The organism is Dactylosporangium sp. CA-092794 (assembly GCF_050948465.1).
Taxonomy (GTDB): Bacteria; Actinomycetota; Actinomycetes; order Mycobacteriales; family Micromonosporaceae; genus Dactylosporangium.
Map to the genome: position 1 here is coordinate 132,377 of NZ_CP192044.1, position 19,756 is coordinate 152,132.

Genomic DNA, 19,756 nt, shown 5'->3' on the forward strand with positions numbered 1-19,756 from the left:
GGTGGCCTGGCTGGTCAGACGGGGGTGGTGCTTCGCCGCCTTGGCCGTCCTGAATGGCCTGGCTGGTCAGCCGCGGGCCGCGACGGAGGGCCGGGCCGGCGACGGGAGGCCGGGCGAGGGCAGGTCCTGGACGCGGTGGGTGCCGGCGTAGACGTTGAAGGTCTGACCGCGCAGGAAGCCGACCAGCGTGAGGCCGGCCTCGGCGGCCAGGTCGACGGCGAGCGTGCTCGGCGCCGAGACTGCGGCCAGCATCGGGATGCCGGCCATCCAGGCCTTCTGGCAGAGCTCGAAGCTGGCCCGGCCGCTGACCATGAGGATGTGGCCGGCCAGCGGGAGGCGCTCCTGGCGCACGGCCCAGCCGATCACCTTGTCGACCGCGTTGTGCCGGCCCACGTCCTCGCGGAGGCAGACCAGTTCGCCGTCGGGCGTGAACAGCCCGGCCGCGTGCAGGCCGCCGGTGGTCTCGAAGGCCCGCTGCCGGCGGCGCAGCGCGTCGGGCAGCGCCGCGAGCACGCCCGGCGCGACGCTCACCAGGTCACCGCTCACGTCAAACGCGGACCGCGTGCGGACCGCCTCGATGCTCGCCTTGCCGCACACGCCGCAGGAGGAGGTGGTGTAGAAGTTCCGCGCGGCCGGCCCGCCGTCGGGCATAGGCACGCCGGGCGCGAGCTTGACGTCCACGACGTTGTACGAGTTGGGCTCCTCGTCGCCGGCGCACAGCTTGGCGGTCAGCACGTCCGAGGTCCGCTGGATGATGCCTTCGGTGAGCAGAAACCCGATGGCCAGGTCCAGGTCGTCGCCGGGGGTGCGCATGGTGACCGCGAGCGGGCCCCCGACCCGGATCTCCAACGGTTCCTCGGCCGCGAGCGTGTCCGGCCCGATCCGCGCCTGCACCACCCCGCCCCCCGCTGGCGATGCCAGTCCCGCCCCTGCCGCCCCTGCGGCCCGGGCATCGGCGACGGCCTGAGGGTCTGCGGCGACGTGGCTGCCCTCGGCGGCCTGGGCCTGTGGGGCTGCCTGGGCCTCCGCGGCGGCGTGGCCGCGTTTGGCGGCTTGGGCCTGCGCGGCGACGTGGCTGCCGTCGGCGGTGTGGGCCTGCGGGGTGGCGTGGGCGTCTGGGGTCACCGGGGCATCTGGTGCCGTCTGGGCATGCCGGGAGCTGGGGGCTGTCGGGGTGGTCGGGGAGTTTGCGGCGGCTGGGGCGGCCGGAATGTCCGGAAATGTAGGGATGGTGACGCGGACGATCGTGCGGCGTTGCGTGACGCGGCCCATAGGGCGCCCTTCTCCCGGATCGGTTCGCGGTTCTCGCTCGACGGTAAGTTCTGTTTGTGCGTGACGGCCACCTGGAACCGGGTTCGGGTCGGCTTGCGGCCGTGATCCTGGCCGGCGGGCGGGCTCGACGACTCGGCGGGCGGGACAAGCCGATGGTGGCGGTCGGCGGGGTGCCCATGCTCGGGCGGGTGCTGGCCGCGGTCGCCGAGGTCGGGGCGGCGCCTGTTGTCGTGGTCGGCCCGGCGCGGGACGGACTGCCGGCGGGTGTCAGGTTCGTGCGGGAGGAGCCGCCCGGCGGCGGCCCTGTTGCCGCGGCCGCCGCCGGGATCGAGCTGCTGACCGCCGGCGACTTGCCCGCCGCCGGCGAATCGCTGACCGCCGGCGACTTGCCCGCCGCCGGCGAATCGCTGACCGCCCGCGACTTGCCCGCCGCCGGCGAATCGCTGACCGCCGGCGACGCGGGTGAATCCGCTGAGCTCCGCGCCGCTGCGGTGGCGGGTGACGGCGCTGCGGTGGCGGGTGGTGGTGCTGTGGGCGGTGGGTTCGGGCTGTCGGCCGGTGGTGGCGTGGGTGTGTCCGTGGGCCTGGGTGCGGCGGCGGGCTTGGGTGCGGCGGCGGGCTTGGGCGCGGCGGCGGGGGCGGTGGGTGTCGGCGGTGTTGCGGGCGGTGGGCGCGGGGGTGGGCTTGTGGCGTTGCTGGCCGCTGACCTGCCGCTGCTTACCGGGGAGGCGCTGCGGAGGCTGGTGGGTGCGATGGGGGCGGGAGATCAGGACGGAGCGGTGTTCGTCGACGGGGACGGGCGGCGGCAACTGCTGTGCGGTGTGTGGCGGGTCGGCTCGTTGGCCGGTGCCGTCCGGGGGTTGAGCGGGGTGGACGGGGTTTCCGTGCGGGCGCTGGTGGACGGGTTGCGCGTGCGGGAGGTGCCGTGGGCGGGGGAGCGGCCGCCCTACTTCGACTGCGATACCGACGAGGACCTGCGACAGGTGGAGATGCCGTGAGTGAGAACGCGCTCGAAGGGTGGCTGGCCGAGGTGGCCGAGGTGCTCGGGGTCGAGGCGATCGGCGAGGAGGAGCGGGATGCCGTGCTCGGGCTGGCGCGGGACGTGGCCCACAACGTGGCTCGGCCCGGGGCGCCGTTGACCGCATTCCTGCTCGGGATAGCGGTCGGGCGCGGGGCGGATCTGCAGCGCACGCGGGAAGAGCTTGGCCGGTTGGCCGCTCGCGCCGGGTGACCGGCCACCCGCAGCGGCACGCGGAAGAGCGTGCCGCCGGGTGACCGGGCGCCCGCAGTGGCACGCGGAAGAGCGTGCGGGTCTGTCACGGCCGGTCATCGGCGCCAACCCCCGGGCGCACCATCCGATCTGCACGGCCGGGGCCGGACGTATGTCTCCGTGATCATGATGTCTGCGGTGGCCGTGCTGCGGGTTTGCCATGATCCCGGAGACTTTGAGTACACGGGTGTACATCACCACTCCGTGATCATGAAAAACCGTTGGTGTCAGTGCCGGTTCGGCATGATCGCGGAGACTTCCTGCCGCCGCGCCGCGCCGTGGTCGGCGGCCGGTCGCGGCCGGCTGAGTGGCCAATGCGCAGGGCGGGCCGGAATGCGGCGGGTCGGCGCGGCACCAAGGTCACCCGCGTCTGGGTGAAGGGGTGTGACGGGTGATCGGCTACCCGCTCCGAGTGAGCGATCGTCTCTGGATAGGGTGAGGGTGGGGGATAGGGAGGCGATCATGGCTGGTGACCCGGACGACGCCGCGTCGTACGAGACCGCGCTCTTCGACGACGAGGACCCCGCCGGTGGCAACCTCAAGGAAAAGGTCGCCGAGGCGTGGCGGGACTTCGCGCGGCATCTGGTGGACGGGCTGCGCGGGCTCGAGCCTGGCACGACGCTCGACCTCACGCTCGATCCCACGGCGTCCGGGACCGGTGACGCTGTGTACTCGGTTCAGGTTACCGGGGAGGACGGCGACCAGCTCGCGGCCACGGCGGTGAGCAATGCCGACCTGCCGACGGCGTACCGGCTCGACCGGACGGTCATCGCGGAGGTCGTGGCGCTCGGGTGGTCGCCGCCGGGAGTGGTGGCCGGGTCGGGCGAGTCGTTCGGGCTGCGGGTCGGTAAGGGCGAGTCGACCCAGCTGAGCCGCCTGATCACGCGCACCCTGCGGGACATCTACGGCGCGCCGCACCCCGCCTTCCTCACGTACCTCGCGCACGACGCCGAAGGGCGGGTCGCGCCGCTGCCCGCGCTCGGGGTGGCGCGCTCGCTCGCCTCGCTGGTCGACGGGGACGGGGACGGGGTCGTCGACGTCGTGTCGCCGGTGTCCGGCGGCGGGCTGCCGGCGATCACCGAGGCGATCGACGAGCTGACGCTGCACGAGAAGGTGACCACCGTCGTTGCGCGGCTCATGAAGACCGCGCCCGAGGAGTTGCCGATCGACCCCGACGGGGACATCGGCATCCGGTCGGGGTCGGCGATGGTGTTTGTGCGGGTCCGTGACAACCCGCCGCTGGTCGACGTGTTCTCGCCGATTCTCACCGAGGTCGAGCCGACCGAGCGCCTCTACGTCAAGCTGTCCGAGCTGACCAACCGGATGCCGATCGGCCGGCTGTACTGCACCAACGACACCGTCTGGGCCAGCGTGCCGGTGTTCGGCCGCGACTTCCAGCCGACCCACCTCATGCTCGCCGTGCAGGTGATGACCGGGCTGGCCGACGAGCTCGACGACCGCCTGCACGGGGAGTTCGGCGGCAAGCGGTTCTTCGGCGAGGGCGACAAGCCCAAGCAGGCCATCACCGGCGACGGCGAGCGGACGGGGATGTACCTCTAGGCGAAGGGCAGCCACGCCTGCCGGGCCAGCGTCGACAGGTCGCTGGCCTGCAGGCCCTGGTCGGACACGGTCCACAGGGTGCCGCCGATGATCAGGGAGCGCTGGATTCCGCCGCTGCCGGCCGGATGGGTGATGGTCCCGGCCTGGCCGATCGATGTGTCGGACACCGACAGGGCGAGGGCCTGCGCGGTTTTGCCGGCATTGAGCGGTACCACCAGCAAACCGGTCGCCGGCCAATAGAGGAACGCGTGCGGGTCGAACTCCGCGGGTGAGCCGGCACCGGGCACCTGGAACTGCGACAGGCGGGCCGGCCTGGCCATGTCGTGGACGTCGAACAGCGAGACCTGCAGGCCCTGCACGCGGCCCCGGTCCGAGGCCTCCTGGCCGACGCCGATGAGCCGGCCGTCGCCGGCCGGGTGCAGATACGCGGAGTACCCCGTGATCTTCAGCTCGCCGACCGCCCGGGGCGCGGACGGGTCGCTCAGGTCCAGCGTGTAGAGCGGGTCGGTCTGGCGGAACGTGACCACGTATCCGGCGGTACCGATGAAGCGGACAGAGTAGATCCGTTCACCCTTGCCCAGGCCGCCGACCCGCCCCGTCTCGGCCAGGGCGCCGCCGCGCTGTTCGAGCACGTAGACGGTCGAGGCGTCACTCTCCGTCGTGGCCACCCGCAGCCGGCCGTCCCACTCCGACAGGGAGTACTGGTTGAGCAGCCAGCCGGGCACCTCGCCGCCGGCGACGTAGCGGGGGCGGGCGGCGCCCGCGATCGCGAACTTGAACAGCTGCGTGCGCTGCGGCACGACCACGCCGCTGCCGCGCTTGATCAGCGGGCCGGGGCCGGCTACGGGGGTGCGCCAGCGCTGGTCGTTGGCGACGTAGAGGCTCGGGCCGTTGGCGTAGACGATGCCGCCGTCGGCGACGACCGAGACCGGGTCGCCGTCGCCGAGCGCGGGCGCGGCCAGGTCGAACGTGGCGATCGTGAGCATCGAGGTGCCCGAGTACACCTCCGGACGGCTCACCGCCGTGCAGTCAACCTGGCCCTCGCTCTCCTTGCCGGCCGCGTCCGTCGTCGTCCACCGGGGCAGCCAGGCGGAGATCGGCGCGGCGGCGACGGCGGCGCGGTTGGCCGCGAGCCGGGTGTCGTTGTCGGCGTCGGGGGACTGCTCGGGGAGCTCGAACTGCGGGGCGGAGCGGACCACGACCCGGGCGACGCTGCCGATCTGCCGCGCGTCGACGAGGAGGCCGTCGATGCGGTAGCGCCCGGCGACCTTGGGCGGCCCGGCCAGGTCGACCAGCGTGAGCTGCGTGCCCGGCTGGCGCCGGTCGCGGTAGTCGTAGCCCAGGACGAGCGCCCGGTCGCCCGAGAGCAGCAGCGTGCCGTCGAAGATCGTGCGGCGGACGGCCTCGAGGGCCAGCGTGCCGGTGATCTTTCGAGAGGCCGCGTCGACGACCGTCAGCGTGCCGTCCGGGGCGATGGTGACGATCCGCTTGCCGTCGGTCTTGACCAGATCCGGCTCGTCGACGCCGGCCTCGTGCGTATTGGTGCCGGAGTAGTCCACGCCGGCCCCGGCGGCGCTCTTGGCGTCGCTCGCGGTGGCGGCCCGGTTGTCGGCCGGCGCGGGCACGGCGCCGACCTTGAGGTCGGTTTCGCCAAGTGCCCACGGGCCGACCGCCTCCTGGGCCGCGGCGCGCAGATCCTTGAGCAGGTCGTCGCAGGAGTCGAAGGCGGCGAGCCGGAGCGCCGGTGCCGGCCCGGCATCAGCCGATTTATCGGATTTATCCGATTTGATGGTACCGGCGGTGCAGCCCGACAGGGCCAGCAGCACGAGGGCGCTCAGCGTCACGGCGGCGCGATTCATGGCTCTAGGACGGCGCGGCGCCCCCTGCGGTTCCCGGCTGCTCCACCATTCGCGGCGCGAGCGTTTCCACCAGCCTCGACAGCACGATCATGCTGCGCGTCGAGGTCACGAAGGGCTCGGCGCGCAGCCGCTCGAGCGCCTCCTCCAGCCCGGCCATGTCGACCGCCCGCAGGTGCACGAGCGCGTCGGCCTCGCCCGAGATCGTGTAGGCGCCGACGACCGCCGGATGGCGCTTGGCCGCGGCCCGGATCTGCTGCGGCGACGTGCGGCCGGTGCAGAAGAGCTCGACGAACGCCTCCGTCGTCCAGCCGACCGCGCCGGGGTCGATGAGGGCGGTATAGCCGCGGATCACTCCACTGGATCGGAGCCGGTCGACGCGGCGCTTCACGGCCGGGGCGGAAAGCGCGACCTTCTCGCCGATCTCCGCATACGATGAGCGGGCGTCCTCCTGCAGGTACGCAATGATTCGCTGGTCAGTGACGTCGAGGCGCAACGAATCCCTCCTCAAAAGCAACTTTTCTCGCTGTTTTGTGTAACACACGTTATCTACGGTTTGATCTCGTGACGAGGTCATATCTGATGTCGCCACCGGAGCACTTCGCGGTGGAGTACGCGATCAATCCCTGGATGGACATCACCGCGCCGGTCGATGCCGAACTGGCCCTCAAGCAGTGGGAAGGCCTGCGGGAGGCGCTGGTCCGGCTGGGCCACGAAGTGCACGTGCTGCCGCCCGAGATCGGCCTGCCCGACATGGTCTACGCGGCCAACGGCGCCTTCTCGGTCGACGGCGTCGTCTACGGCGCGCGGTTCAAGTACCCGCAGCGCACCGCCGAGGCCTCAGCCCACCGCCGCTTCTACGACCGGCTCGGCTGGCGGTACATCACGCCGGCCGCGACCAACGAGGGCGAGGGCGACTTCACCTACCTGCCCAAGGCGCTCGGCGGCCTGGTGCTGGCCGGCCACGGCTTCCGCACCGAGGTCGGCGCCCACGCCGAGGCCCAGGAGGCGCTCGGCCGGCCGGTGATCTCGCTGCGCCTGACCGACCCGCGGATCTACCACCTCGACGTGGCGCTCGCCCCGCTGGACGACGAGAACGTCGCCTACTACCCGGGCGCCTTCTCGGAGTCGTCGCGGACGGTGCTGCGCCGGCTCTTCCCGCACGCGATCCTGGCCACCGAGGAGGACGCGCTCGCGTTCGGCCTCAACCTGGTCTCCGACGGGCACAACGTGGTGCTCAACGCCGAGGCGACCGGCCTCGCGGCCCAATTGCGGGCGGCGGGCTACACGCCGGTGCCGGTCGAGCTCACGGAGCTGAAGAAGGGCGGCGGCAGCGTCAAGTGTTGCGTCGCCGAGTTGCGCTCATGACTCGTTAAATCGTGAAATGTACGAAAAGTCCGGCGACGGAGTCGCCGGACTTTTCGATGGAACCGCTGTTGCAGATAGAGATGCCGCCGTGGTGCGCAGGGGCAGCGATCTCAGCGGGCCAGGGTCAGGACGCAGTGCCGGTCGGTGCCCCGGTCGGTGAACCGCCGCTGGAGCGGACCACGACCCACTTCGCGGTGTACTGCACCGCCCCCGGTGAAGCGGTGCCCGCGTTGGCCGGCGCGGTGCCGGCCACGGTCAGTTCCGCCCCGGCCTGCAGAGCGTTGGGCTGTAGCGTGTGCCGCTTGTCGTACACCTTCAGGTTGGCCGGCAGCTGCCACGTGCGGGTGTAGCCGTCCGACGAGCGGACCGTGACCTGCGTCGAGGTCAGTCGCGTCGCCGAGCCGTTCTGCAGCGCCACCCGGATCGGGCCGTTCTTGGTCTGCACCAGGCCTTCGCCGTGCAGCACGCCCGAGAGCATGTCGTGGCCGTGGTCCGGCGCTGACGTGGTCGGCTCGGGCGTGGGGGGAGCGGGCGTGGGCTGCGCCGATGCCGTCGCGGGCGGCAGTCCGCCGACCACGGCGAGCGTGACGGTAGCGCACAGCATGCCTATCCGCGAGCGTCTCATGGGGTTACCTCCTCGGAATCGCGCAGATCAGCGCACTACCTCCGATCCCTTGTGGCAAACCTGACATAAGGGGTGCCGAGTGCCCGGAACGCATCGCCGGGGCGCTCGTGGCCGTCGGTCGAGTGGCCCAGCGCGTCGGCCGGGTCCTGGCACATCGCGACGTGCGAGGCCTGCGCGCCGAGCGCCGCCAGCGGCCAGAAGAGCAGGTGGATGAGCAGGCCCAGGACTTTGATGGCGATCACGTCGGCGACGTGCCGGCCGGTGTACTCGTGGCGGTACCAGCTGCGGACCATGCGCCAGTAGGGCTGCGTGTCGACCTGCACGCCGTCGCGGTCGACGACCGGGCCGTGCTCGTAGCCGACGCCGCGCACGATGACCGCGATCGCCTTGAGGTTGAGCAGGCGGCGGACCGGGACGCTGAGCACGGTCACCACGCCGCCGAGCCACCAGCCGGGCTGGTCCAGCTGCGCGAGCAGCAGAAACAGGGCCACGTGCAGCGCCGCGAGCGGCACGCCGACCCAGCGCAGCGCGACCCCGAGCGTGAAGACGCCCACCGGGTCGGCGCCCACCCGGCGCAGCCGCTGCCAGGACTGCACCTGGACCAGCAGGATGCCCAGCGCCGCGCCCGCGCCGCCCAGCCCCGTGACCACCCACCAGGCATGCATAGAAATGCATCATGTCACGGGGTGCAGCCGGAACGTCACGGTAAATTTGGCGCCGCCCTCGGGGGCGTGCCCGGCGTCGATCCGGGCGCCCAGCCGCCGGGACAGCCGCGCCGCCAGCGCCAGCCCGAGGCCGCTGCCCACCTTGCGCACGCCCTGGTACCGCCGCGACAGCGCCCCGCGCTCGAACGCGACCGCGAGGTCCTCGTCGGTGAAGCCCGGCCCGCCGTCGCGCACCTCCAGCCAGGCTGACGACGGCCCGGTGTAGAGGGCCAGGACCAGTGGCGCCCCCTCCGGGACCACCCGCAGCGCGTTCTCCAGCAGGCCGTCGATGATCTGCCGGATCCGTCCCGGGTCGGTGCGCACCGGCACCGGGAACGGCGGCAGCTCGGTGCGCAGCACCAGCCCGGCCGCCGCGACCCGCCCGCCCCACGCCTCGGCGGTCGCCGCCAGCAGCCGCGTGAGGTCCACGTCGACCATCTCGATCGGCAGGTCGGCCGCCTCCAGCCGGGCCAGCACCAGCAGATCGGCGATGAGCCGGTCGAGCCGCTCGGCCTCGTCCAGCATCGTCTGGCCGGCCCGCTGGGCGCCGTCGGTGCCGACCACGCCGTCGGCGAGCGCCTCGGCGTAGCCGCGCAGCGTGGTCAGCGGCGTGCGCAGCTCGTGCGACACCGACAGCAGGAACTCCCGCTCCCGGCCTTCGCTGGTGGCCAGCGCCTCGGTCAGCGCGTTGACCGCGTGCGCGAGGTCGGCGACCTCGGTCGGGCCGTCGGGGTCGAGCCGCACGCTGCGGTCGCCCGCGCTCAGCCGGGTCGCGGCGGCGGCGACCGTGCGGATCGGCCGGGAGATCCGCCGGGCCAGCAGCGGGCCGGCGATCAGCCCGGCGGCGAGCCCGGCCAGCAGGGCGATCCACAGCTGGCCGAAGAACCGGGCCAGGATGCCGCCGGGCGGCGGCTCGGTGAGCACGACGCCGTTGCCGTCCTTGCCGATGGCGCGCCCGGCGAGCAGGCGCAGCTGCCCGCCGACCGAGCCCAGCCGGGGGGCGACGTCGATGCCGGCGGCGATCTGCTTCACCACGCCGGGCGGCAGGCCGTCGCGGTCGGGCGTGCCGGCCCTGATGAGGTACACGGTCAGCCCGCGATCGCTCAGCCGCTTGGCGATGGCCTCCTCGTCGGCGGCGTTGCGCGGGGTGTTGGCGAACCGGGGCCGCAGCAGCTCGGCGGCGAACGCGGTGTCGTCGGCGAGGCGCTTGCGGGCGTCGCGGTTGGCCTGCGTGCCGGTCAGCGGGATGCCGACGACGGCGGTCACCAGCACCGACACGACCGCCACGACGCAGGTGACGATCACCGTGCGGCCCGCGAGCGACCTAAGCATCGGCGGTGTACCCCACGCCGCGCACGGTGCGGATCACGCCCGCGGCGTCGCCGAGCTTGCCGCGCACCTGGGCGACGTGGACGTCGACGGTGCGGGTGCCGGTGTGTGCGGCGTACCCCCAAACGGAACTGAGCAGCTCCTCCCGCGTGAACACCCGGCCCGGCCGCCCCATGAGGTGCGCCAGCAGGGAGAACTCGGTGGAGGTCAGTGGCACCGGCTCGCCGCCGACCAGGCACTCGCGCCGCGCCGGGTCGATGGTGATCGGGCCGACGGTGCGGACCTGCTCCGCGCCGGGCGGCGGCCCCTGGGTCCGGCGCAGCACCGCCTTGACCCGGGAGACCAGCTCGCGCGGGCTGAACGGCTTGGTGACGTAGTCGTCGCCGCCGAGCTCCAGCCCGAGGATGCGGTCGATCTCGTCGTCGCGGGCGGTCAGGAACAGCACCGGCGTCCAGTCGCCGGCCTCGCGCAGCCGCCGGCAGACCTCCGTGCCGTCCATGCCGGGCAGCGCGATGTCGAGCACGCACGCGACCGGCCGCAGCCGGCGCGCCGCGGCGAGGCCGGCCGCGCCGTCGTGCTCGACGTGCACGCCGAAGCCGTCGCGGGCGAGGTACATCCGCAGCAGGTCGGCGATCGGCCGCTCGTCCTCGACGACGAGCACGAGGCCCTTGCCCTGATCCACCGCCTCATTCTGACGGCAAACGGGTGCGGGCCGTGTTCGGAGAACGTTCGGGTCAGGCGAGACTGAGCGTGCGGCCGGCCGCCCGGGCCGGGAGCGCGGCCGCCCGGGCCGGCTCGATGACTCCCCACGGCGTGCGGAAGGCCTGGCGGAGGGCCTCGTCGAGGCGCCACATCTCGGCCGCGCTGCCGGGGCGCACCCACAGGTTCTCGCGCACACCGTCGATGGCGGTGAGGCCGAGCTGCAGCCCGGCCCGGCCGGGCTCGGGCGTCCAGGTGACGTCGGCGAGCTGGTGCAGGTCGGCGTTGAGGTGCAGCCCGACCCGGCGCAGCAGCCCGGACTCGCAGGTCACGACGAGCCGGCTGCGGGTCAGCATGAGCACGTTGCGGCGCCCGCTGCGGGTCGTGCACCGGGCGACGACGGCGACCGCGTCGCGGTTACCGGCGCAGGAGCGCAGCACCGGCACGTGCCGCGCGACCGTGCCGCCCGGCAGCTTCGCCAGCGCGGTGGCGGGCAGGAACGTCCGTGAGAAGGTGTCCAGCGCTTCCATACCGTGCGCAACGACCTGCCCCGCGCAGCGACACGCGTCTCCGGCGTCGATCTCGCAGCCGCTGCATACCGGACACTCCCACAATGTCCGGATTATGCGTGAGCGCGACTGCAAGATCGACGCACAGAGGGTGCGACGCCGACGCACCCAGGGAGTGAAGTCAGCTGGCCGACGGCTGTGGGTTGGGCTTGAGCGCCGCACACGCCTGGATCGCCGCCGCCACCTTGGCGTCGGAGGTGTCGAGCTGGTTCGTCGAGCCGGTGACCGTCACGCCGTGGTCGTTGAGACAGTTGCGGTAGGCCGCGTCCCGCCCGCCGCCGTTGCCGCCGCCGCGGTTGCCACCGCTGGGGAACGCCGTCGGCCGCAGCGAGGCGCACGCCTGCTGCGCCTTCTCCCAGGTCTGCTGGTCGACACCGTTGGGCGCCTCGGAGCCGAAGAAGCCGCCGAAGCCGCCGCCACCGGGACCGCCACCGCGGAACTCGCCGCTGCCCGACGGGCGGGGCCGGCCGGACGGGAAGGCGGTCGCCATGCCCGAGGGCCGGGCCGTCGGGCGGTTCGAGGCGTTGAACTGCGGGAGGTCGACACCGTTGTTCCGCAGGCACGACGCGTAGTCGGTGCCGCCGGAGGCCCCGCCGGCGGCCGGCGCCTCGGCGTTGTCGGAGGAGCCGCAGGCGGCGGCGAAGAGGGCCGCCGCGGCGAGCGCGAGCACGGCGCCGCCGATCCGCTTGTTCATCACATGTGTGATGCAACGGTGCGAACCTCGACGGTAAGTCGACCGAACCTCAAAATTCGCTCACAACCGGGCGGGGTGATCCGCCCGCGTATGCGGCGAATTGCCGGGCACCTCTCGGGGGTACCCGCTCTCAGGGAACTTTGAGGTCGGGCCTAGGTGGTCGGGAGGAGAACCGGCTGAACTATCGACCATGAAGGTCTGGTGGCTGGCCGGAGGCGCCGCCGTGCTCGCGGCCGCGGCCGTGACGGTGGTCGTGCTCACCGGCGACGACAAGCCGGCTCCGGTGCAGGTCAGCACCGCGAAGGTGGTCCGCGGCGCGGTGAGTACCACGGTGTCCGCCTCGGGCACGGTGCAGGCGCAGGCGAGCCGCAGCCTCGGCTTCACCTCCAGCGGCACGCTCACCGAGCTCGACGTCAAGGCGGGCGACGTGGTCGCCGCCGGCGCGGTGCTCGCCAAGATCGACGACTCGAGCGCGCAGGACGCCGTCGACCAGGCCTCCGAGAGCGTCTCCAACGCCCAGGACGCGCTGGACAAGGCCGAGACGGCGCACGACACGGCGGTGGCCCTGCCGGTCACGGCGCCTACGACCGCGGCACCTACGACCGCGGCCCCGCAGACGTCGTCCTCGTCTCCGGCCCGCGCCGCCGGCGGGGGTGGCTCCCAAACCGGCGGATCACAAGGCCAGGCCGGTTCCGGACAAAATACCACTTCCGGACAAAACACCACGCAGAACTACGCGCAGAACCGGGCCAACCAGATCCAGCAGACCAGCGACAACCTGATGAGCGCCCAGCAGCGGCTCAACAACGCCAAGCTCACCCTGACCCAGGCCAACGCCAAGCTGGCCGGCACCGTCATCACCGCGCCGGTCGGCGGCAAGGTGCTCGCGGTCAACGGCACGGTCGGCAGTCAGGCCGGCTCCAGCGTGATCACGCTGGCCGGCACCGGCGACGTGTCGGTCAAGGCGGAGTTCACCGAGGCCGAGGTGGCGGATCTGAAGGTCGGCCAGACCACGAAGATCACGCTGCCGGACAATGCCAGCGCGAAGTTCGACGGCAAGGTCATCCAGATTGATCCGGCCGGCACGGTGTCGAACCGCCTGGTCCGCTACGCGGCGCTGATCTCGTTCGACAAGGTGCCCGATACGCTGCTGTACGGCCAGAGCGCTACTGTCGCTGTAGTCACCGCGTCCGTGGACAACGTCCTGTTCGTGCCGTCCACGGCCGTGCACGGCGGCTCCGTGACGGTGCGGGTCAACGGCAAGGATGAGCAGCGGCCCGTCCAGACCGGGTTGCGCGGCGACGTCAACACCGAGATCAAGAGCGGACTTGCCGAAGGCGACGAGATCGTTACGGCGGGTCAGTGACGATGGAGCCGATGCCCGTAACCGCGTCCCAGGCGACCGAACGCCAGCCCAAGGTCCTCGTCGTGGACGACGAGGCCAGCATCCGCGCGCTGCTGTCCGCCACACTGCGGCTCACCGGCTTCGAGGTGCGGGTGGCCACCGGCGGCCGGGAGGCGCTGGCCGCTGCCGCTGAGTACTGCCCCGACCTGGTCGTTCTCGACGTGATGATGCCCGACCTGAACGGCTTCGAGGTCGCCCAGCGGCTACGCACCAGCGGCCGGCCGGTGCCGGTGCTGTTCCTGACCGCGCGGGACTCGGTCGAGGACCGCATCTCCGGGCTGACCGTCGGCGCCGACGACTACGTCGCCAAGCCGTTCAGCCTCGAGGAGGTGGTGCTGCGCATCCGCGCGATCCTGCGTCGCAGCCTCGGCGAGCAGCAGCAGCTGGTCGACGGCGGGGTGCTGCGCTACGCCGACCTCGAGATGGACGAGGACGCCCACGAGGTGCGCCGCGGCGGCAACCGGGTGGACCTCTCGCCGACCGAGTTCAACCTGCTGCGGTACCTGCTGACCAACGCCGGCCGGGTGGTGAGCAAGGCGCAGATTCTCGACCGGGTGTGGAACTACGACTTCGGCGGGGACGGGCGGATCGTGGAGTCCTACGTGTATTACCTCCGCCGCAAGATCGACAAGTGGGACCCGCCGCTCATCCACACCGTGCGCGGGGTCGGCTACGCGCTGCGATTGCCGAGATCCGAGGCGTGAAGCTGCGGCCCTGGCGGCACTGGACGGTCCGGACCAGGATCGTGGTCTCCGTCGTGTCGATCTCCGCGGTCGCGCTCATCGCCGCCAACGTCATCGGCGTGCTGTTCCTCAACTGGTACCTCATGCAGCGCATCGACCGGCAGCTGAACGACGGCGGCCGGCTGCCCCGGCCGCAGGCGGCCCCGTCGGTGGCGCCCAGCATGCCGACCAACTTCCAGCGCCGCGACGGCGAGTTCTCGCCGGGCCCCGACTTCCAGGTGTACCGCTTCGACTCCACCGGCCGGCTGACCGCCCCGGATCCCGACAAGGTCCTGCTCGACCCCAAGCTGTTCGGCGACCTCAAGACCCGGGCGGCGGCCGGCACGCCGTTCACCGTCGACGGGCCGAAGTCGCAGTGGCGGGTCCGGGTGTTCCAGCCCACCTTCCCGGCGAACGATCGGGGCTACGCGGCGCTGGCCATCTCGATGGCCGACGTCAAGCAGACCCGGGACCAGATGATCCAGTACACCTCCGGGGTCAGCCTCGCCCTGCTGCTGCTCGTGGGCATGGCCACCGCCACCCTGGTCCGGGTCGGCCTGGCGCCGCTGACCCGCATGGAGGACGCCGCGGTCGACATCGCCGGCGGCAACCTGTCGCGGCGCGTGGACGACGCCGACCCGCACACCGAGTCGGGCCGGCTGGGCATCGCGCTCAACACCATGATGACCCGCATCGAGGGCGCGGTCCAGGAGAGCGCCGGCTCGGAGCGGCGGCTGCGGCAGTTCCTCGCCGACGCCGCACACGAGCTGCGCACGCCGCTCACCAGCGTGCAGGGTTTCGCGGAGTTGTACCGCCGGGGCGGCGCCCCGCCCGGCCCCGCCCTCGACGAGGCGATGGAGTGCATCGAGGCCGAGGTCAGCCGGATGCGCCTGCTCGTCAACGACCTGCTCACGCTGGCCCGCCTCGACGAGGAGCGCCCGCTGCAGCAGGCCCCGGTCGACCTGCTCGCCGTCGCCGCCGACACGGTGCGCGACGCGCACGTGCGGGTGCCGACCCGGTTCGTGCAACTGGCCGCCCTCGACGAGCGGTCGATGACGTTCGAGCCGGTGACCGTTGAAGGCGACGAGGCCCGCCTGCGCCAGGTCGTGGCCAACCTGGTCAGCAACGCGCTGCAGCACACGGCCGAGGACACCCGGATCGTGGTCCGGGTGGGCCGGCCCGGGCCGCCGAAGATGCTGCCGATCGCGACCGTCGGCCCGGCGCTGCCCGCGGGCGTGCCGCTGGCCGCCGTCGAGGTCGCCGACACCGGGCCCGGCATGAATCCGCAGGACGCGGTGCGGGTCTTCGAGCGGCTGTACCGCGCCGAGGGCTCCCGCTCCCGCCGCTACGGCGGCGCCGGCCTCGGCCTGTCGATCGTGGCCTCGATCGTGCAGGCGCACGGCGGCCGGGTCGAGCTGTGGACGGCTCCCGGGCAGGGGGCCACGTTCCGGGTGTTGCTGCCCGCGCTGGAGATGCCGGAGTTCGGCGACGACGAGGAAGAGTGCGTCGACGAAGAGGCTGGCATCGACCCGGGCGAGCTGGCGGACGAATCCGCTGAAACTCGGGCAACCGGATTCCGAGGCAACTCCGAGGTTCGCTGAGGGTCGCTCCGAGCGACGGCCACGACGATTCCCCTCATGCGTTTGTCGCTGCCGTCCGTGCGCCGGCCACGGTTCAACTCCGTGACCCTCGTGAACTCCGTGCTCGTGGTCGCCGCCGCCGGTGGGGCCTTCTGGGCGTACCAGATCGTGAGCGGTCCGGCCGCGTCGGCCGACGCGGGCACGACGACCACGCGCAGCCGGGTCGTCGCCGCCACGCAGGGCACGGTGTCGCAGACGGTCTCCGCGTCCGGCTCGGTGGCCAGCGCCGCCACGGCGAACGCCAACTTCGCCACCTCCGGCACGGTGACCGAGGTCGACGTGAAGGTCGGCGACGTGGTCACCAAGGGCCAGGTGCTGGCCAAGGTGGACCCGACGGCGGCCCAGGCCGCGCTGAACACCGCGCAGGCCAATCTCACCGCGGCGAAGGCGGCGCTCACCCGCGACGAGAACAACAGCGCCGACGACGCGACGATCGCCTCCGCCGAGGCGCAGGTCGCCACCGCCCAGTCCAACGTCACCTCGGCGCAGGCGACGGTGAACGGCACGATCCTCACCGCGCCGATCGCCGGCACGGTCACCGCGGTCAGCGGCGCGGTCGGCTCCTCCTCGTCCGGATCCGGTTCATCGGGCTCATCGGGGTCGTCCGGAGCCGGCGGCGGCAGCTCGTCGGGCTCGGGTTCCAGCTCCTCCGGCTCGAGCTCCGGCAGCGGCTTCATCCAGCTCGCGGACCTGAGCAAGCTGCAGGTCGACGCGAGCTTCGCCGAGGCGGACGCGACCAAGCTCAAGGGCGGGCAGACCGCCAACATCACCTGGAGTGCGCTGTCCGGCACGCGGGCGACGGGGAAGGTCAGCACCATCTCTCCCACGGCCACGACCAGCAACAACGTCAACAGCTACGCCGTGGTGATCACGCTGGACTCGCTTCCCGAAGGGGTACGGCTGGGGCAGAGCACGACCGCCGTCGTCACCGTCGCCGAGGCGCAGAACGTGGTGCGCATCCCGAGCACGGCGGTGCGCACGGCGGGCGGCCAGCACACGGTCACGGTGCAGGTCAACGGGCAGAACGAGGACCGGCAGGTGGAGGTCGGCATCACCGGCGGCGGCTTCGTCGAGGTCAAGTCCGGCCTCGCCGCCGGTGACCAGGTCGTGGTCACCACGACCACGACCACCTCGACCAACGCCCCGGCCAACCAGTTCCCGGGCGGGGCGGGCGGCTTCACCGGCGGCGGGGGCTTCAATGGTGGCGGCGGCGGCACCGTTCGGCGGGGCAACTGACATGAGTTTGCAGATGACTGAAGCCGGCCTCGCGCCGCGGCCGGGTGTGAAGCCGGTCCTGGACATTCGCAACGTCACGAAGACCTACGGCCAGGGCGAGACCGAGGTGCACGCGCTGCGCGGCGTGACGCTCACCGTCGAGCGCGGCGACTACGTCGCCATCATGGGCTCATCCGGCTCCGGCAAGTCGACCCTGATGAACATCCTGGGCTGCCTCGACATCCCGACCACCGGGCGGTATCTGCTCGACGGTGTCGATGTCAGCCGGCTCAACGACCGCCAGCTCGCCCTCGTGCGCAACCGGCGGATCGGGTTCGTCTTCCAGGCGTTCAACCTCATCGCCCGGACCACCGCCCTGGCCAACGTCGAGCTGCCGCTCGCCTACGCCGGCGTGAAGTCGGCCGAGCGGCGCCGCCGAGCCCGGGCGGCGCTGGCCATGGTCGGCCTGGCCGAGCGCGAGGACCACGAGCCCAACCAGCTCTCCGGCGGCCAGCAGCAGCGCGTCGCGGTCGCCCGGGCGCTGGTCACGGCGCCGGCCCTGGTGCTCGCCGACGAGCCGACGGGCAACCTCGACACCCAGTCCACCGGCGACGTGCTGGCCGTGTTCGACCGGCTGAGCCACTCGGGCCGGACCATCGTGCTGATCACCCACGAGCCGGACGTCGCCGAGCGGGCGAAGCGACTGATCCGGCTGGTCGACGGACGCATCGTCCAGGATGAGCGGCTCAAGTGAACATCTTCGAGACCATCCGCTTCGCGCTGCGCGCGATCACCGCCAACAAGCTGCGCTCGAGCCTCACCGTGCTGGGCATCCTGATCGGCGTCGCGGCCGTCATCCTGCTGGTCGCGGTCGGCAACGGCTCCGCGCAGGCGGTGCAGAACCAGATCGAGTCGCTGGGCACCAACACGCTGACCGTGACCGCCGGCGCCGGCGGCGGGGCCCGCGGCGCCGCCGGGACGCAGAACACGGCGCTGACCATGGACCTCGTGCCGGCGCTGTCCAACAAGGACGACGCGCCAGACGTCAAGAGCGTGTCGCCGGTGGTGACCAGCTCGCTTTCGGCGACCTACGAGGGCACCGACCACACGATCCCGAGTTTCGTCGGCACCTATCCCGGGTACGTCGGCGCCTCGAACTTCAAGGTCGCCAAGGGCTCGCTGTTCACCGACGACGACGTCAAGGACTCGCGCAAGGTGGTCGTGATCGGCTCGACCGTCGCCGAGGAGCTCTTCGGCAACGTCGACCCGCTGTCCAAGCAGATCACCGTCTCCGGCAAGCTCTTCACCGTCGTCGGCGTGCTCGCGGAGAAGGGCGGCGCCGGGTTCAACGACCCCAACGACGTCGCCATGGCGCCGGTGAGCGCGGTGCAGGAGTCGCTGACCGGCTACGGCTCGCTCAACCAGCTCCTGGTCCAGGCGACCTCGCCGGACGCGGTCTCCGAGGCGCAGGCCGAGATCACCGCGATCCTCGACGAGAAGCTCAACGTCAGCGGGTCGTCGACGACCTCGGCGTACCGCATCCTCAACCAGTCGCAGCTGCTGGAGACCCGGGCCAACACCGCGGAGACCTTCACCCTGCTGCTCGGCGCCGTGGCCGGCATCAGCCTGCTCGTCGGCGGCATCGGCATCACCAACATCATGATGGTGACGGTCACCGAGCGCACCCGCGAGATCGGCATCCGCAAGGCGCTCGGCGCCCCGCGGCGCACCATCCTCACCCAGTTCCTGGTGGAGGCCACGGTGCTCAGCGTGATCGGCGGACTCCTCGGCGTGCTGGCCGCGGTCGTCGGCAGCCAGTTCACCATCGTCAGCATCAAGCCGATCATCGTGCCGAGCTCGGTCGCCCTCGCGCTGGGCTTCTCCGTCGCGATCGGCCTGTTCTTCGGCAGCTACCCGGCCAGCCGGGCGGCGGGGCTCCGTCCCATCGAGGCCCTTCGTTATGAGTAGGTTTCACCGCTGTGCCGGTGGGTCCTGGTTGCGGTGCCCGACCCCCGACGGGCATCGCAACCCGGTCCCACCCGCACGGCAGTCGACGAGGAGTTTTCCGTGACCCACGCCGCTTCGCCCTTCCGCCGTCCGGACGCGCAGCCGTCGTCCGGCGGTGACGGGTCCTCGCCTTACAGCCGGCCGTCGGACTCGTCGGCCGATACGGACGTCCTGCCCGTGGTGACCACCATTTCGGATATTTCGGAAATAGACGACGGGGATCTGCTCTCCGAACCGCCGCTCGACGACGACCTCAACGAGCGGATCGCCAAGTCCGGCCCGCGCCGCCTGGCCAACCGCGCCACGTTCGTGCTGGCCGGGCTGGCCCTCATCGTCGTCGGCTTCGTGGCCGGCGCCCAGGTCCAGAAGAGCTACGGCACCGCCCCCGCCGCCGCCGGCCCCGGCGGCGTCAACCCGGCCGCGCTGGCCAGCGCCTTCGCCAACCGCGGGGCCGGCCAGGGCTTCCAGGGCGGCGGCAATGGCGGCGCCGGCGGCACGGGGACGGGGACGGGGACGGGCGGCAGCGCCCGCGGCGGCGTGACGGGCACGGTGAAGCTGGTCGACGGGACCACGGTGTACATCGAGACCGCCGACGGCAGCACGGTGATCGTGAAGACCACCGACAAGACGACGGTGTCGGCGCCCGGCGCGCTGAAGGACCTGACCGCCGGCTCGACCGTGACGGTCCAGGGCCAGAATTCCGACGGCACGGTCGACGCCACCGCGATCACCAAGACGAAGTAGCCTCGCCGGCGTGCGCCGCTTCGGGGTCAGGGACCGGATCGCCGGCCTGGACCCCGTCCACGACCACGACCACGACC

Annotated in this window: 20 protein-coding genes; 11 read left to right on the plus strand and 9 right to left on the minus strand. The window is 72.3% G+C overall.

Translation table 11 applies throughout. The features are described from left to right. Positions 1-66: 66 nt before the first annotated feature. Positions 67-921, minus strand: a complete 855-nt coding sequence (gene fdhD, locus ACQPXD_RS00590) for a formate dehydrogenase accessory sulfurtransferase FdhD (protein ID WP_432843525.1) — start codon at positions 919-921, stop codon at positions 67-69. A 407-nt stretch (positions 922-1,328) separates the two neighbouring features. On the opposite strand from fdhD, the gene mobA reads away from it, so the two are divergent. The 3 genes from mobA to ACQPXD_RS00605 all read left to right on the plus strand — a co-directional run bounded on the left by mobA (position 1,329) and on the right by ACQPXD_RS00605 (position 4,102). Next, a complete protein-coding gene (mobA, locus tag ACQPXD_RS00595) occupies positions 1,329-2,270 on the plus strand; it encodes a molybdenum cofactor guanylyltransferase (protein ID WP_432833714.1) in 942 nt (313 codons plus the stop codon). Next, positions 2,267-2,503 carry a DUF6457 domain-containing protein gene (locus ACQPXD_RS00600; protein ID WP_432833716.1) on the plus strand — a complete coding sequence of 79 codons (237 nt, stop codon included), beginning with the start codon at positions 2,267-2,269 and terminating at the stop codon, positions 2,501-2,503. The genes mobA and ACQPXD_RS00600 overlap by 4 nt, the downstream gene beginning before the upstream one ends. Positions 2,504-3,004: 501 nt before the next feature. Beyond that, the gene (locus tag ACQPXD_RS00605) at positions 3,005-4,102 is read left to right on the plus strand and encodes a T3SS (YopN, CesT) and YbjN peptide-binding chaperone 1 (RefSeq protein ID WP_432833718.1); all 1,098 of its coding nucleotides are present in this window, start codon (positions 3,005-3,007) and stop codon (positions 4,100-4,102) included. Here the strand turns inward: ACQPXD_RS00605 and ACQPXD_RS00610 are convergent. Then, positions 4,099-5,961 carry a beta-propeller domain-containing protein gene (locus tag ACQPXD_RS00610; RefSeq protein ID WP_432833720.1) on the minus strand — a complete coding sequence of 621 codons (1,863 nt, stop codon included), beginning with the start codon at positions 5,959-5,961 and terminating at the stop codon, positions 4,099-4,101. The two genes, ACQPXD_RS00605 and ACQPXD_RS00610, sit on opposite strands and share 4 nt — an antisense overlap. 4 nt (positions 5,962-5,965) lie before the next feature. Beyond that, positions 5,966-6,454, minus strand: a complete 489-nt coding sequence (locus ACQPXD_RS00615) for an Lrp/AsnC family transcriptional regulator (RefSeq protein ID WP_432833722.1) — start codon at positions 6,452-6,454, stop codon at positions 5,966-5,968. An 86-nt stretch (positions 6,455-6,540) separates the two neighbouring features. Here ACQPXD_RS00615 and ddaH point away from each other — a divergent pair, with 86 nt between their 5' ends. After that, positions 6,541-7,326: a dimethylargininase gene (gene ddaH, locus ACQPXD_RS00620; RefSeq protein ID WP_432843527.1), complete on the plus strand. Its 786-nt coding sequence runs from the start codon at positions 6,541-6,543 to the stop codon at positions 7,324-7,326. Positions 7,327-7,450: 124 nt separating this feature from the next. On the opposite strand, the gene ACQPXD_RS00625 is transcribed toward ddaH, so the two are convergent. The 6 genes from ACQPXD_RS00625 to ACQPXD_RS00650 all read right to left on the minus strand — a co-directional run bounded on the left by ACQPXD_RS00625 (position 7,451) and on the right by ACQPXD_RS00650 (position 11,946). After that, positions 7,451-7,951, minus strand: coding sequence for a hypothetical protein (locus tag ACQPXD_RS00625; protein WP_432833724.1), 501 nt, complete (start codon positions 7,949-7,951; stop codon positions 7,451-7,453). 35 nt (positions 7,952-7,986) lie between these two features. Continuing rightward, positions 7,987-8,616, minus strand: coding sequence for a hypothetical protein (locus ACQPXD_RS00630; protein WP_432833726.1), 630 nt, complete (start codon positions 8,614-8,616; stop codon positions 7,987-7,989). Positions 8,617-8,625: 9 nt separating this feature from the next. Next, positions 8,626-9,987 carry a sensor histidine kinase gene (locus ACQPXD_RS00635; RefSeq protein ID WP_432833728.1) on the minus strand — a complete coding sequence of 454 codons (1,362 nt, stop codon included), beginning with the start codon at positions 9,985-9,987 and terminating at the stop codon, positions 8,626-8,628. Continuing rightward, on the minus strand, positions 9,980-10,666 hold the full coding sequence (locus ACQPXD_RS00640; RefSeq protein ID WP_432833730.1) for a response regulator transcription factor: 687 nt from the start codon (positions 10,664-10,666) through the stop codon (positions 9,980-9,982). The genes ACQPXD_RS00635 and ACQPXD_RS00640 overlap by 8 nt, the downstream gene beginning before the upstream one ends. A 52-nt stretch (positions 10,667-10,718) precedes the next feature. Beyond that, positions 10,719-11,213 (minus strand): hypothetical protein, encoded by a 495-nt coding sequence (locus ACQPXD_RS00645; protein ID WP_432833732.1) that lies wholly within the window; start codon positions 11,211-11,213, stop codon positions 10,719-10,721. Positions 11,214-11,373: 160 nt separating this feature from the next. Beyond that, the gene (locus ACQPXD_RS00650) at positions 11,374-11,946 is read right to left on the minus strand and encodes a hypothetical protein (protein WP_432833734.1); all 573 of its coding nucleotides are present in this window, start codon (positions 11,944-11,946) and stop codon (positions 11,374-11,376) included. 190 nt (positions 11,947-12,136) lie between these two features. Between ACQPXD_RS00650 and ACQPXD_RS00655 the strand changes: the two genes are divergently transcribed. From ACQPXD_RS00655 to ACQPXD_RS00685, 7 genes are all read left to right on the plus strand, one after another. Further along, positions 12,137-13,312, plus strand: coding sequence for an efflux RND transporter periplasmic adaptor subunit (locus tag ACQPXD_RS00655; protein ID WP_432833736.1), 1,176 nt, complete (start codon positions 12,137-12,139; stop codon positions 13,310-13,312). An 11-nt stretch (positions 13,313-13,323) separates the two neighbouring features. Then, complete coding sequence (locus ACQPXD_RS00660; RefSeq protein WP_432833738.1) at positions 13,324-14,055, plus strand: response regulator transcription factor; 732 nt, start codon at positions 13,324-13,326, stop codon at positions 14,053-14,055. After that, the gene (locus ACQPXD_RS00665; protein ID WP_432833740.1) at positions 14,052-15,674 is read left to right on the plus strand and encodes a sensor histidine kinase; all 1,623 of its coding nucleotides are present in this window, start codon (positions 14,052-14,054) and stop codon (positions 15,672-15,674) included. Before ACQPXD_RS00660 ends, ACQPXD_RS00665 begins: the two co-directional genes overlap by 4 nt. Before the next feature lie 36 nt (positions 15,675-15,710). Then, positions 15,711-16,949 carry an efflux RND transporter periplasmic adaptor subunit gene (locus ACQPXD_RS00670; protein WP_432833742.1) on the plus strand — a complete coding sequence of 413 codons (1,239 nt, stop codon included), beginning with the start codon at positions 15,711-15,713 and terminating at the stop codon, positions 16,947-16,949. Between the two features lie 13 nt (positions 16,950-16,962). Continuing rightward, positions 16,963-17,682, plus strand: a complete 720-nt coding sequence (locus ACQPXD_RS00675; protein WP_432833744.1) for an ABC transporter ATP-binding protein — start codon at positions 16,963-16,965, stop codon at positions 17,680-17,682. Next, the gene (locus tag ACQPXD_RS00680) at positions 17,679-18,896 is read left to right on the plus strand and encodes an ABC transporter permease (RefSeq protein WP_432833746.1); all 1,218 of its coding nucleotides are present in this window, start codon (positions 17,679-17,681) and stop codon (positions 18,894-18,896) included. Before ACQPXD_RS00675 ends, ACQPXD_RS00680 begins: the two co-directional genes overlap by 4 nt. A gap of 99 nt (positions 18,897-18,995) precedes the next feature. Then, a complete protein-coding gene (locus ACQPXD_RS00685; RefSeq protein WP_432833748.1) occupies positions 18,996-19,679 on the plus strand; it encodes a hypothetical protein in 684 nt (227 codons plus the stop codon). The last annotated feature ends 77 nt before the right edge of the window (positions 19,680-19,756 follow it).